The organism is Streptococcus sp. SO2, from assembly GCF_030440025.1.
In genome coordinates, this window is record NZ_JAQFJH010000001.1 from 499458 (window position 1) to 512674 (window position 13217).

Below are 13217 nucleotides of genomic sequence, written 5' to 3' on the forward strand. Positions count from 1 at the left end.
GATCACTCACCAGTCATCAGACGAACCGCCACCATCAAAGCCACCGCCGTCCCAGCCACCAGATGAGTCGGAGCCTGAGTCAGACCATGAGGAGCCCGAATCAGACCATGAGGAACCTGAGTCTGATGAGTCACCGCCCCACCAGCCACCGCCAGAATCATCTCCACGTGAACCACGACCACCAAATAGAAATCCGATAATCATCACGATGAAGTAAATGAGAACTCCAAATACGATAACTCCGTCGCTCGAACTGCTTTTTCGGTTCCGTTTTGAAGATCGACTCTCAGCTGTATACTTTTCAATTTCTCTTAGACGACTAGAATTAGTAGCATAGTCGTAACTACTTCTAGAACTTGAAGCAGTTGTACTCGATCCACTATAAAACATGTAGTTGAGATTGTTTGCTATAGAAAGAACTCCATTGCTGTAGTCTCCCTTTTGAAAGTAAGGTCGTGCTGTTTTCAAAAATCTATTGGTCTGATAGTCAGTGATCTTACTGGCCACATTATTACTGGTTTCAATCCGTGATTTTCTATCCTCAACAGCGACCACAATCAAGACACCGTGATTGTCTCCCGAGTAGCCAATCTTCCAAGCTCTAGCTGTTTCATTGGCTACAGTCTCGATTGTTTCTCCATCCAGGCTTTTCACAACGTAAACGCCCACTTGGAATTTTTCTGATTTTTTACTATTGACATTATTCAATTCCCGAATCTGACTTATAGTCTCATCCGTTAAATAATGATCCGGGTCATAAATCCCGTACTCTGGTTTTTCAGGTGCTGTGAATGCTGACAAGAAGAGAAAGACCATCAGCAACCCAAGCAAGCGAACCAACAAACTATGTTTAAATAATCTGCTTCTTTTCATAATAACCTCCCTGATAAAGGAAAATTGATTTAAGGAATTATAGCATTTTGATTTTTACAAAGAAAGTGCATTTTCATTACAAATAGATTACAAAAGCTAGGAAAAAGATTGAATTTTGATGACAGATTCTCCTCCAATTTGATAGGTTCTTTTCTCCCCTCTTAGATAGAAAAAAGAAGACTATGAAGTCTTCTTTTAGTTTGTTTTTGTAGAAAAACAAGCAAGGTTTACTTGCGTTTTCTCGCAATCAAGTGAATCGGTGTTCCCTCAAAAACAAAGGCCTTGCGGATTTGATTTTCCAAGAAACGCAAGTAAGAGAAGTGCATGAGTTCTTCTTCATTGACAAAGATGACAAAGGTTGGTGGCTTGGTTGCCACTTGGGTTGCGTAGAAAATCTTGAGGCGTTTCCCTTTGTCTGTCGGTGTTGGATTGATGGCAATGGCATCCATAATGACATCGTTCAAGACAGCTGATGGGATACGGGTGTTTTGGCTTTCACTGATTTGCTTGATCATCTCAGGCAGTTTATGGAGACGTTGCTTGGTAAGAGCGGATACAAAGACAATCGGTGCATAAGGCAGATATTGGAACTGCTCACGGATATCCTCTTCCCATTTTTTCATGGTGTGGTTGTCTTTCTCAAGAGTATCCCACTTATTGACCACGATGATCATCCCTTTACCTGCTTCGTGGGCAAAACCTGCGATACGCTTGTCGTACTCACGGATGCCTTCTTCGGCATTGAGGACCATCAAGACCACGTCAGAACGGTCAATGGCACGCATGGCACGCATAACAGAATATTTCTCCGTATTTTCATAGACTTTACCAGACTTACGCATACCAGCTGTATCAATCATGGTAAACTCTTGTCCATCAGCATCTGTAAAATGGGTATCAATGGCATCGCGAGTCGTTCCAGCTACTGGACTAGCAATCACGCGGTCTTCTCCCAAAATGGCGTTGATCAAACTTGACTTTCCAACGTTAGGACGGCCAATCAAGCTAAATTTAATCACGTCTGGATTTTCTTCTTCGACTTCATGAGGCAGATTTTCCACAATAGCATCCAGCACATCACCCGTACCGATACCGTGGACAGACGAAATTGGCAGTGGTTCCCCCAAGCCTAGCGCATAGAAATCAAAAATATCATTTCGCATTTCTGGGTTGTCAACCTTGTTAACGGCAAGGATAACAGGTTTATGGGTTTTATAAAGTTTACGAGCTACGTACTCGTCCGCATCTGTAATCCCTTCTTTCCCAGAAACTACAAAGACGATGACATCCGCTTCTTCCATAGCGATTTCTGCCTGGTGCTTGATTTGTTCCATAAAGGGAGCATCGACATCGTCAATCCCTCCCGTATCAATCATACTAAAGGAACGATTGAGCCACTCACCCGTTGCATAGATACGGTCACGTGTCACGCCCTCGACATCTTCTACGATTGAGATCCGCTCACCAGCGATCCGATTAAATAGGGTTGATTTCCCAACATTGGGACGTCCCACAATGGCAATAGTTGGTAAGGCCATGTTTTCTCACTTTCTACAATAACTTTTTCTGTTCTAGATTCTTCCGAGTTGAACGAGGTTCGGCTTGACCAAACTGCTCTGCCAAACGTTGACTCCAAGAGGTCGTCGCACGCGCACCAGCATAGTCTGCCTGTACTTTGTCATAGTCCAAAATCGCCGCTACTGGCTGTTCTTGGTATTCTTCTTCAAATACCACTTGGTTCAAAGGCAGTCTTGGTTTGACCTCGTGTTGTTGATCTGGCACGCCAAGGGCAATCCCAAAAACAGGGTAGGTATAGTCAGGTAGGTTAAAAAGCGCTGCCACTTCTTCTGACTTGTAACGAACCAAACCGATGATAACACCACCATATCCCAGACTCTCTGCTGCAAGCAAGGTATTTTGCCCCGCAAGCGCAGCGTCCACAGACGTGATAAGGAGACCTTCTACCCCTTGAGGTTGGAAAGTGTCTGTATGAAGGCTTGCTCCCTTTTCAGCTCGGTTCAAATCACCAACAAAAAGCAGGAAAGCAGCTGACTGGCGAATGGCTTCCTGAGGAACCAATTCATATAAGGCATCTTTCTTCTCTTGGTTGCGTACAAGAATCACAGAGTAGGATTGGAAGTTTTTCCAAGATGACGCCATTTGAGCAGCCGTCAAGATTTCATTTAAGTGTTCTTGAGAAATCTCTTGCTCCTTAAAGCGACGAACTGAAGTATGAGCTTTCATCAGTTTAATGGTTTCTGTCATCGGCGATTTTCTCCTTCTAGTCTTGTCTCCTCTGCCAAATAACGGATTCGTTCCATGACCCGTCTAGCTTCCCAAGTCTCGTCATTTCCATTCTTTCCTTTGGCAAAATGTTTTTCCAAATCTTGAAAATTAAAGTTGGAAGTAAAGAAGGTCGGCAAATCTTCCTGCATGCGGTACTGGAGAATAACTTGGAGAATCTCATCACGCACCCAAGGAGTCGACTGTTCTGCACCAATATCATCCAAGACCAAGACTTCAGCTAACTTGATCTCATCTACCAAGGTCTTCACTGATCCTTCACCGATGGCATTTTTCACATCAATGACAAAACTTGGATAGTGGAGAATGGTTGTTGAAGCACCACGTTTTTCAGATAGGTCGTGAGCTAAGGCCGCCATCATGAAACTCTTACCAACACCAAAATCTCCGTAAAGATAGAGGCCCTTTCGGATGCTTGGGTAAAGATCAACAAAGGCATAGAGTCTCTCAAAAATCGGCAAACGGCCTAGATCATCTAGGTCAATCTGAGCCAATTTCGCTTTCTTGAGGCTTGCTGGTAGATTGATCAACTTGAGACGATTCTTGATTGCCGCCTCTTTTTCAGCCGCGATTAGTTCTGGTGTTTCTTCATAAGATACATCTGCATAACCATGATTCATGACCAAGATAGGCTTGTAGCCACGCGCTATATAGTCAGCATCCCCACGAAGAAACTTGTCCCGTTCTGTGATATATTGGTTGAACTTGGAAATGCTGCGATTTAACTCCTCTTGGCTGAGGGATTCTTTCTGGATAAAAGCCGCTACATCGGGGTCCTTCATAATCTGCTGGACCAAGTCCTGATACTGAAAACGACTTGTCTGACGTTTGATTACATCACCAACACTTTCCATCTAGTCTCCTCCTTCTTCTAATCGGGCTAACATTTCTTGTTTTTTGCGTTCTAGTTCCAGACGAGTTTCCTCACTGGTTTGATTCTTGTATTCTGGATTGCTCCACTTAGGAACATTTGTCTTAGTCGAGCTAGTTTTCAATTTCTGGTCTTCCTGGCCTTTTTGCTGACGCTCTCGAATCCGAAGCACGGCTTCCTCTGCTGTCCGAATCTTGCGATAGGCATAGTCGTTTGCGACTTTCATGGCATATTTTTCATTGACATTAGCCGAATCAACCTTGTTAAAGGTTAAAAGCAAGACGATATTGATGACTTCGTCCAACAAGCCTAAAGACGCCATCTGGTGAAGGAGTTCTCTTTCACTTTGGGTGATGTTCCCCTTGCGCGTTTGCTTGATTTCGGCTAAAAATTCTAGGGGAGTTTTATTTTTGGCTTCCCTGATAATGGTCATTTCTTTGGGGCTAAAGTCAGAAGAAACCTGCTTTTGCGCAATTTTTTCACGCATGCGTTTGACTGAAATAACCTGAGCCACCGCTGTCGCCTTGGCTAATTGATAGGTTTCAAACCAGGTCCATTTTTTTTCATCTGCGATGGCGAATAATTCCAAAACATCCGCCTGCTCGTCTTCAAAACGCAAGCCATCTCGAGCCATCAGCCGCTGGAAATGTTCCAAGTCAAAATCATTTTTTAACTTGCTTTTAGACTCGCTTGGTGTCACTTCTTCAGTCAGGTTTGGAAATACTTGGCTCAAAGAAACAGAGAGTGCTTCTCCCTCACTTGGAGCCTGCTTCAGGGAAGCAAGCGCAGTATCCCCAATCTTTTTCTCTAATAATCTACTATAGACAGAATGGCTTAGAAATTCTTGACTGGAGAGGGGAGACTGAAGCTGCAATTCATAGGTTTCTCCCTTTTGATAAAGGGTCAACAAATCCAAAGCAGATAAGATTTTAAGGGATTGGAGCAAGGTCGGCATGCCAAAGTTTAAGTGGTTGAGGATATGGGAAAAGAGGTGCTCCTTTTGCCCTCCATCCCAAAAGGTAATGGCATATAGATAGAGGCTCAGTGCCTCCTGACCGATAATCGGGAGGTAGCACTGCACCAAAGAAGAGGTATCTTGCGACACCCGATTATTCTTTAGAAAAGAAAAACGGTCATTTGGCTTCATTTACTTTTCCTTTTTCTTTTTAGAGGACTGGGTGATCTGCTGGAGAAGGCTCTCCAACTCACTCACATCCTTAAAGCTACGGTAAACACTGGCAAAACGAACATAGGTAATCTCATCCAGCTCCGCTAATTCTTCCATGACTAAAGAACCAATATATTCACTTTGGATCTCATTCTCACTGCGACTACGGAGTTTTTGCTCGATGCGATTGACCACCATGTTGATTTCATCACTTGACACAGGACGCTTCTGGGCTGAGCGGATAATCCCATTAAAGATTTTATCTCTCGAAAACTGCTCACGTGTACCGTCTTTTTTGACAACAACCAGCGTTCTTTCTTCTACTCGTTCATAGGTTGTAAAACGATGCTGACACTCGTCGCACTCACGTCTTCGACGGATGGTATTTCCTTCTTCGGCTTGTCGACTATCAACAACACTAGACTTGGTAGCCCCACATTTTGGACAACGCATGCATTTCCCTCCTTGTCGTTTTCTTTTCATTATACCATTTTTTGAGCGATTCCCAAAACAATTCTTATTTTTACTTGACAAGTTTTTTGTTTTATTGTATTATTTTATTAGAACAACAAAGACAAAGAAAGGAGACTATGATGTCCTGGTCATTTGATAATACAAAACCGATTTATTTACAGATTATGGAAAAAATCAAATTACAGATTGTTTCCCATGAACTGGAACCCAATCAACAGCTCCCAACCGTGAGAGATTTGGCGAGTGAGGCTGGGGTTAATCCCAATACCATTCAGCGCGCCTTGTCTGACCTCGAGCGTGAAGGATTTGTATACAGCAAGCGGACAACTGGTCGATTTGTCACCGAGGATTTGGACCTCATCGTTCAGTCCCGCAAACAACTTTCCGAGGAGAAACTGCAACAATTCGTCTCTTGCATGCTTCAATTTGGCTACAAAAAAGAAGAACTGCCAAATGTATTAAGCGACTATATTAAAGGAGTTTAAAACTATGACACTACTAGCACTTGAAAATGTAACAAAATCATATGGAGCAACCGCGGCACTTGACAATATCTCACTAGAGATCTCAGCCGGAAAGATTGTCGGGCTCCTTGGACCAAACGGATCCGGAAAAACAACCCTAATCAAACTGATCAATGGCCTCCTTCAACCAAATAAAGGACGTGTCCTCATTAACGGACAGGATCCAAGTCCTGCTACCAAGGCGATCGTCTCCTACCTGCCAGACACAACCTACCTCAATGAAGAGATGAAGGTTAAGGATGCTCTAACCTATTTTAAAACCTTCTATCAGGATTTCAATTTCGAAAGAGCCCAACACCTTTTAGCCGATCTCGGTATTGATGAAAACAGTCGCCTCAAGAAACTATCAAAAGGAAACAAGGAAAAGGTCCAACTCATCCTGGTTATGAGTCGTGAAGCCCGCCTCTACGTTCTGGACGAACCAATCGGAGGCGTGGATCCAGCTGCCCGTGATTATATCCTCAATACCATCATCAACAACTATTCCCCAACCTCTACGGTACTGATTTCAACCCACTTGATTTCAGATATTGAACCAATCTTGGATGAGATCATCTTCCTCAAAGACGGAAAAGTCGTCCGCCAAGGAAATGTTGATGATATTCGTTACGAGTCAGGTGAATCAATTGACCAGCTCTTCCGCCAGGAATTTAAAGCCTAAGCAAAGGAGATTATTATGTTTTGGAATCTAGTTCGTTATGAATTTAAAAATGTCAATAAATGGTATCTGGCACTCTACGGTGCGGTACTTGCAATTTCAGTTTTGATTGGAGCTTTTATTAACAGTCTTAGCCAGAGTTACAATCCTAACAATGCTGCTTATTTCATCTTCTTTTTAGTACTAGTCTTTGGAGGACTCAGCGTCACTCTTTGGATTGCAACAATCTTTTTAATCATCCGAAGATTTAAAGGCAGTGTTTATGACCGCCAAGGGTACTTGACCTTGACCTTGCCTGTCTCTGAGCACCAAATCATCACCGCAAAACTTTTAGGCGGTCTTGTCTGGTCCATCTTAAGCTATATTGTCTTTATCTTGAGTATATTGATCATCATCTTCTTAACACCAATAGAAAAAGACTTCACTGCCCTCTATAACTTCATCTCCCCTTACCTCAGCTACGGCTGGCTGTATGCCCTATCACTATTTGTCGGTTCAATCGCATGGATTTTATCCATTTACCTCTCCATCTCTATCGGACAACTCTTTAACGAGTATCGAACAGCTATGGGGATTCTAGCCTATATCGTTATTTCAATCGTTATTGGTTATATCACTTTCTTCTTAAGAGTTGACAATGACCTTAACATGATGATTAGTACAGAAATCTTGCGCGATCTCTTTTTATCAGCTATCTACTATCTCGGAACCTACTATATCTTGAAAAACAAGGTTAATTTGCAATAAAAAATGCCCAGCTAGAAAGCTGGGTTTTTCTTTAACTCAATATCAAACTGGCTACTATTGGACTAACAAATACGTAGAGAATACCGGTGACACCGATAGCCAAGCCACCCATGGCTCCTGCTACAGAACCATATCGAAAGGCCGTACCCGTTCCGACAGCATGACCTGTCCCTCCAAGGGAGAGTCCGACAGCCACTGGATCGTCAATCTTCAACCACTTCAAAAGGGTTGGTCCGATCACACTGGTCAAGATCCCAGTCGCTACTACGACGACCAAGGTCACAGTCGTCAAACCTTGCAATTTTTCTGTGATTCCCACTGCCATGGCAGTTGTCACTGACTTGGGAAAGAGAGAAATGGCTAGGAAAAAATCCATGCCAAAGATTTTCGCCACTATGGCAGTGAAGCTAGTGTTGACAACTACTGCTAGCAGACTACCAAAGAGAATACTCCGCGCATGGTGCTTCATCAAGTGAAAGCTCTTATAAAGCGGAATCCCTAGAGCCACTGTCGATGGGACTATCAAGTTGTTCAGATAAACCCCACCTTGGTAATAATCTTGATAAGAAATCCCCGTCGCCTTAAGGAAAATAATGATAAAAATAGCCGACAAAAGCAGGGGCGTTGTCAATGGATGGGGAAAACGTCTGTAAATCAGCATTCCCACTAGATAAGCTAGGATAGACAGAGCAATCCCAAACAAAGGATTGGATACAAATTCGCTCATTTGGCATCTCCTTTCTCATAATCTCCCTCAAATCGTCTCTTGATAAACTGAACCACTAGGGCAATGAGGATAATGTTGATGACCGCGGCAAAAAAGACAATCAAAACGATAGGCAATAGGTAAGGGGCAATCACATCAAACTTTTCCATGATTCCCACTGCTGGCGGTAAAAAGAGAATGGTCATATTGGCCAGCAAGAAATTCCCGACCATATTGACATGCCTGGTTCTTAGCCACTTGAACTGTAGGGCTAGAAAGAGAATAATCAACCCGATAATACTGCCTGGGATGGGCAGATGAAAGAAACTAGAGATTCCCTCACCGATCAATGAAATCACAAAGAGAATCATTAATTGAACATATAATTTCATCCTAAACTCCACGAAATAGACTTCTTGCATACCAGTTTACTCTTTTTTCAGAAAATTTCAAGGAAATATTGGAATTCTTCTTGCTTGCAAGGATTAGATAAAAGTAGTATAATCATTGCATGCGCAATCATCTTGTGTTGCAAGAACAGTCAGTAATGACTTTGTGATTTTTACTTTTAAAAGAAAGGAGAAAGCAATGACCTATTTGGAAAAGTGGTTTGACTACAACCACCGTCAAAAAGAAATGGAAGCCTTGTTGGAAGAAACTATCGCCCAACAGAGTGAACAAAGGTTGACCTTAAAAGAGTTCTACCTTCTCTACTATTTGGATCTAGCCGATGAAAAATCTTTACGACAGATTGACCTGCCAGATAAACTCCATCTCAGCCCGAGCGCTGTTTCGCGAATGGTAGCCCGCCTGGAAGAAAAAAACTGTGGTCTGCTTAGTCGCCGATGTTGCGATCAGGATAGACGGGCTAGCTTTATCTGTCTGACTGACGAGGGACAAACAACCCTAGCTTACCTGCAAAAAGCCGTCGAAGAAAGACTGGAAACGAGTCTTGATTTCATTCCTTAATCAGATTTTTTTAAAAAGTTGCGTGCGCAATCATTTTTCTTGACATTCCTCTTTTCAAGGAGTAAAATAAAGTCAAGATCGAACAAAGGAGTTTTATATGATCGAAATTACCTATCTAGACGCCAGCAAGCAAGAGAGAACCATGACTTTCGAGTCTTACCAAGACTTTGAACGTTCTCAACAAGCCTGCCTCATCGGCGTCGCGGATTACTACACTGTCCAAAAATTAACCTACAATGGTCATGACTTGGACTACCATGGGACTTATGGAGATGTCTTCTTCTATCTCATGAAACAAGATTTAAGCCAATATAACTAAAAAAGGAGAAATACAATGGCAAAAGCAATTACAGATGCAACATTTGAACAAGAAACAAAAGACGGTTTGGTCTTGGTAGACTTCTGGGCAACTTGGTGTGGTCCATGTCGTATGCAAGGTCCAATCTTGGATAAATTGTCTGAAGAACTTTCAGAAGATGTCTTGAAAATCGTTAAAATGGACGTTGATGAAAATCCAAATACAGCTCGTGCTTTTGGAATCATGTCTATCCCAACCCTTCTCTTCAAAAAAGACGGCCAAGTGGTGAAACAAGTTGCAGGTGTTCACACAGCAGAACAAATCAAGGCCATCGTTGCTGAATTGAGCTAATCACACGAGAGACCATGTACTTCATTTGGTCTCTTTTTTCTTACCCTTTGCCATTTTTCAAAAAATATGCTAGACTGTAGGTAGAATATTACGATGTTTGGGACATGCCATCGCTAAAAAAAACCTCTACTTGGTATTTTTTAGCTCCCCTCAAGGGAGCTTTTTGCGTGCTCTGAACATTTCCCATTTTAGAAGGAGTACTATGAAACGTCATTCAGCCTTGGTCGTCTTTAGCGGCGGTCAAGATTCCACAACCTGCCTCTTTTGGGCTAAAGAACACTATAAAACAGTCGAAGCCGTCACCTTTGCCTACGGCCAACGCCATCATCTCGAAATTCAAGTTGCTAGAGAAATCGCTAAGGAACAAGGCATTCGTCATCACATCTTAGATATGTCTCTGCTGGGACAAATCACTGAAAATGCCCTGACCTCTGATCTGGAGATCGAGCAAAAAGAGGGAGAGGTTCCCAATACCTTTGTTGACGGCCGCAACCACCTCTTTCTTTCCTTTGCGGCAGTTCTTGCCAAGCAACGAGGCATTAAAGATATCGTGACAGGTGTCTGCGAGACAGATTTCTCAGGCTACCCTGATTGTCGGGATGTCTTTGTCAAATCCCTCAATGTTACTCTCAACCTTGCCATGGATTACGACTTTGTTATCCAAACACCTCTCATGTGGCTAGACAAGGCTGAAACTTGGGAGTTAGCCGACCAACTTGGTGCCTTTGACTACGTTCGTGAGAAGACCTTAACCTGCTACAATGGGATTATCGGTAGTGGCTGCGGTGATTGTCCAGCCTGCCACCTACGCCAGCATGGCCTTGATGTTTATCTCTCACAGAAAGGAGAGAGCTAATGTTTTTTGCTCCCAAAGAAATCAAACAGGAAACTGGGGAATCTCTTATCTACAATCCTCACAGAACCTTGGTATCAAAAGAGTTCACCTTCGATGCTGCCCACCACCTCTTTCACTATGAGGGAAAATGCAAGTCCCTGCACGGCCACACTTATCATCTGCAAATTGCTGTCAGTGGATTTTTAGATGAACGGGGTATGACCTACGACTTTGGAGATATCAAAGCGATCTACAAGAACTACATAGAACCCCACTTGGATCATCGCTATCTCAATGAAACCCTGCCTTATATGAACACGACTGCTGAAAATATGGTTTACTGGATTTTTCAAACCATGAGCCAAGAGTTGCCAGACGAGCGCAATCTCCGTTTGGAATATGTTCGTCTCTATGAGACTCCGACTGCCTTTGCGGAGTTTAGACGGGAGTGGTTAGATGACTAGGGAACGTGTCCTCAAACTACCAGTTCTGGAAATTTTCGGCCCAACCTTTCAAGGTGAAGGTCGTGCTATCGGGCAGAAAACCATGTTTGTCCGCACTGCTGGTTGCGACTACCACTGCGACTGGTGCGACTCTGCCTTTACTTGGGATGGTTCTGAAAAACCAACTCGCATGACCGCTGATGAAGTCATTGCAGCCTTAGATAAGCTAGGAAGCTACGACTATGTAACCCTATCTGGCGGAAATCCCGCTATCCTAGCAGCTAACATGGCCGAACTCGTCACCAAGCTCAAGGAACGCGGTATCACTCTGGCTGTTGAGACTCAAGGTTCTCGCTGGCAAAATTGGTTAAAAGACATCGACCAGGTCACTCTGAGCCCCAAGCCTCCTTCATCAAAGATGGAAGTCAACTTCGAGACCTTGGACTTTATCGTTTCCCAATTGGATCCAGACAAGGTCACCTTTAAAATCCCTGTCTTTGATGATGCCGATTTGGCCTTTGCTAAAGGGATTCAAGAACGCTACCAACCAGATGTCCTTTTCTTATCGGCTGGAAATCCTGAGCCCAAGGCTACAGGCAATATTGTCCAAGACCAACTAGACCGACTCAAAGAACTCTGGGAATGTGTCGCTACTGACGATAGCTGGGGCAATGTCCGCGTCCTTCCTCAACTCCATACCCTCCTCTACGACAACCAACGTGGTGTTTAAATTAGAAAGAAAAAAACATGTCACAACAAGAAGAAATGAAAAACCTAAGCCTACTGGGCAACAAAGAAACCAACTACATTTTTGACTATCAACCAGAAGTTCTCGAATCCTTTGACAATCGTCATGTGGAAAATGATTATTTCATCAAATTCAACTGTCCTGAATTTACCTCCCTTTGCCCAATCACTGCTCAGCCAGACTTTGCGACCATTTATATTTCCTACATTCCTGACAAGCTCTGCGTCGAGTCAAAATCCCTCAAACTCTACCTCTTTAGCTATCGAAACCATGGGGATTTTCACGAAAACTGTATCAACACCATCGGGAAAGACTTGGTCAATCTACTAAACCCTCGCTATTTGGAGGTATGGGGAAAATTCACTCCGCGCGGTGGCATCTCAATCGACCCCTACTACAACTACGGTAGACCTGGAAGCAAGTATGAAGGTTTGGCAGAACAACGCCTCTTCCAGCACGACCTTTATCCAGAGAAAATTGACAACCGTTAAACAGATACGAAAAAGCCCTGTTCCTCAAACTGAGGAGCAAGGCTTTTTGAGTTTCAATTATTCTTCTGTTCCAAGGAAATTTTTCGCAACAAGTGCTGCAAGAACGCCACCAACGATTGGGGCAAGGATGAAAATCCATACTTGTTGAAGGGCTGCACCACCTACCAATGCAGCAGGAGCCAAGCTACGAGCTGGATTTACTGAAAGGCCAGTAATGTTCAATCCCACAAGGATCATAGCCATCAAGGACAAGCCGATTACCAAACCAGCGATTGCGCCATTACCCTTGCTTGCTGATGTTACAGTCATGATAACTAGGACAAACAAGAAAGTTGCGATGACTTCAAACAAGAATCCACCAAAGACAGTGACACCGTTTGCCAAGGCATTTTCACCAAGACTAGCAGTTGACATGCCTGAGTTAGACAAGAGGAAGAATACTGCAGCTGACGCAAGGAAAGCTCCAACTACTTGTCCAAGGATATAGTTTACAAGCTCTGAAGATGACAAACGTTTGTTTACAAACATAGCGATCGAAACCGCCGGGTTCAAGTGCGCACCTGAAACAGTTCCGATTGAGAAAGCTGCAACTACGATTGCCAAACCAAAGGCAAAAGCAATTCCAAGGTGTCCAAGGCCATTAAGACCATTTCCAAAAACAACAGCTCCTGTTCCAATGAACACAAGCATAAATGTACCGATTAATTCAGCAACAAATTTTTTCATGATAAATCTCCTTTTTTCAAACTATGTATTA

The 13217-nt window shown here is 43.3% G+C and carries 19 protein-coding genes; 10 read left to right on the forward strand and 9 right to left on the reverse strand.

Annotated elements, in window-relative coordinates:
• Positions 1 to 6: 6 nt before the first annotated feature.
• The 6 genes from PCY17_RS02305 to nrdR all read right to left on the reverse strand — a co-directional run bounded on the left by PCY17_RS02305 (position 7) and on the right by nrdR (position 5669).
• Entirely contained in the window at positions 7 to 873 is an 867-nt protein-coding gene (locus tag PCY17_RS02305) for a YgcG family protein (RefSeq protein ID WP_301391133.1), read from the reverse strand.
• A 227-nt stretch (positions 874 to 1100) separates the two neighbouring features.
• Entirely contained in the window at positions 1101 to 2411 is a 1311-nt protein-coding gene (der, locus tag PCY17_RS02310; RefSeq protein WP_001207684.1) for a ribosome biogenesis GTPase Der, read from the reverse strand.
• A 13-nt stretch (positions 2412 to 2424) separates the two neighbouring features.
• Positions 2425 to 3138 carry an NADPH-dependent oxidoreductase gene (locus PCY17_RS02315; RefSeq protein WP_227232071.1) on the reverse strand — a complete coding sequence of 238 codons (714 nt, stop codon included), beginning with the start codon at positions 3136 to 3138 and terminating at the stop codon, positions 2425 to 2427.
• A complete protein-coding gene (dnaI, locus tag PCY17_RS02320) occupies positions 3135 to 4031 on the reverse strand; it encodes a primosomal protein DnaI (RefSeq protein WP_000446492.1) in 897 nt (298 codons plus the stop codon). The genes PCY17_RS02315 and dnaI overlap by 4 nt, the downstream gene beginning before the upstream one ends.
• Positions 4032 to 5195: a DnaD domain protein gene (locus PCY17_RS02325; RefSeq protein WP_301391134.1), complete on the reverse strand. Its 1164-nt coding sequence runs from the start codon at positions 5193 to 5195 to the stop codon at positions 4032 to 4034.
• On the reverse strand, positions 5196 to 5669 hold the full coding sequence (gene nrdR / locus PCY17_RS02330) for a transcriptional regulator NrdR (protein ID WP_001203678.1): 474 nt from the start codon (positions 5667 to 5669) through the stop codon (positions 5196 to 5198).
• 140 nt (positions 5670 to 5809) lie between these two features.
• On the opposite strand from nrdR, the gene PCY17_RS02335 reads away from it, so the two are divergent.
• Genes PCY17_RS02335 through PCY17_RS02345 form a run of 3 tightly spaced genes read left to right on the forward strand, consistent with a single transcriptional unit; the run spans position 5810 to position 7619 of the window.
• On the forward strand, positions 5810 to 6175 hold the full coding sequence (locus tag PCY17_RS02335) for a GntR family transcriptional regulator (protein ID WP_084944973.1): 366 nt from the start codon (positions 5810 to 5812) through the stop codon (positions 6173 to 6175).
• Between the two features lie 4 nt (positions 6176 to 6179).
• Positions 6180 to 6875 carry an ABC transporter ATP-binding protein gene (locus tag PCY17_RS02340; protein ID WP_065371347.1) on the forward strand — a complete coding sequence of 232 codons (696 nt, stop codon included), beginning with the start codon at positions 6180 to 6182 and terminating at the stop codon, positions 6873 to 6875.
• Positions 6876 to 6890: 15 nt separating this feature from the next.
• Positions 6891 to 7619 carry a hypothetical protein gene (locus PCY17_RS02345; protein ID WP_065371348.1) on the forward strand — a complete coding sequence of 243 codons (729 nt, stop codon included), beginning with the start codon at positions 6891 to 6893 and terminating at the stop codon, positions 7617 to 7619.
• A 31-nt stretch (positions 7620 to 7650) separates the two neighbouring features.
• On the opposite strand, the gene PCY17_RS02350 is transcribed toward PCY17_RS02345, so the two are convergent.
• Entirely contained in the window at positions 7651 to 8346 is a 696-nt protein-coding gene (locus tag PCY17_RS02350) for an LrgB family protein (protein WP_001288935.1), read from the reverse strand.
• Positions 8343 to 8717, reverse strand: a complete 375-nt coding sequence (locus PCY17_RS02355; RefSeq protein ID WP_000781325.1) for a CidA/LrgA family protein — start codon at positions 8715 to 8717, stop codon at positions 8343 to 8345. The genes PCY17_RS02350 and PCY17_RS02355 overlap by 4 nt, the downstream gene beginning before the upstream one ends.
• A 196-nt stretch (positions 8718 to 8913) precedes the next feature.
• Here PCY17_RS02355 and PCY17_RS02360 point away from each other — a divergent pair, with 196 nt between their 5' ends.
• The 7 genes from PCY17_RS02360 (at position 8914) to queF (ending at position 12460) form a co-directional block, all read left to right on the forward strand.
• A complete protein-coding gene (locus tag PCY17_RS02360) occupies positions 8914 to 9294 on the forward strand; it encodes a MarR family winged helix-turn-helix transcriptional regulator (RefSeq protein ID WP_301391135.1) in 381 nt (126 codons plus the stop codon).
• A gap of 97 nt (positions 9295 to 9391) precedes the next feature.
• Positions 9392 to 9613, forward strand: a complete 222-nt coding sequence (locus tag PCY17_RS02365) for a DUF4649 family protein (RefSeq protein ID WP_000570264.1) — start codon at positions 9392 to 9394, stop codon at positions 9611 to 9613.
• A gap of 15 nt (positions 9614 to 9628) precedes the next feature.
• Entirely contained in the window at positions 9629 to 9943 is a 315-nt protein-coding gene (gene trxA / locus PCY17_RS02370) for a thioredoxin (protein ID WP_001029581.1), read from the forward strand.
• A 202-nt stretch (positions 9944 to 10145) separates the two neighbouring features.
• Positions 10146 to 10799: a 7-cyano-7-deazaguanine synthase QueC gene (gene queC, locus PCY17_RS02375; protein ID WP_000820634.1), complete on the forward strand. Its 654-nt coding sequence runs from the start codon at positions 10146 to 10148 to the stop codon at positions 10797 to 10799.
• On the forward strand, positions 10799 to 11242 hold the full coding sequence (gene queD, locus PCY17_RS02380) for a 6-carboxytetrahydropterin synthase QueD (RefSeq protein WP_000464563.1): 444 nt from the start codon (positions 10799 to 10801) through the stop codon (positions 11240 to 11242). Before queC ends, queD begins: the two co-directional genes overlap by 1 nt.
• Positions 11235 to 11951, forward strand: coding sequence for a 7-carboxy-7-deazaguanine synthase QueE (gene queE / locus PCY17_RS02385; protein WP_000196457.1), 717 nt, complete (start codon positions 11235 to 11237; stop codon positions 11949 to 11951). Before queD ends, queE begins: the two co-directional genes overlap by 8 nt.
• Before the next feature lie 17 nt (positions 11952 to 11968).
• Positions 11969 to 12460, forward strand: a complete 492-nt coding sequence (queF, locus tag PCY17_RS02390; protein ID WP_000082583.1) for a preQ(1) synthase — start codon at positions 11969 to 11971, stop codon at positions 12458 to 12460.
• Positions 12461 to 12517: 57 nt separating this feature from the next.
• Here the strand turns inward: queF and PCY17_RS02395 are convergent, their stop codons facing one another.
• Positions 12518 to 13186: an MIP/aquaporin family protein gene (locus PCY17_RS02395; RefSeq protein ID WP_000714823.1), complete on the reverse strand. Its 669-nt coding sequence runs from the start codon at positions 13184 to 13186 to the stop codon at positions 12518 to 12520.
• Positions 13187 to 13217: the final 31 nt, after the last annotated feature.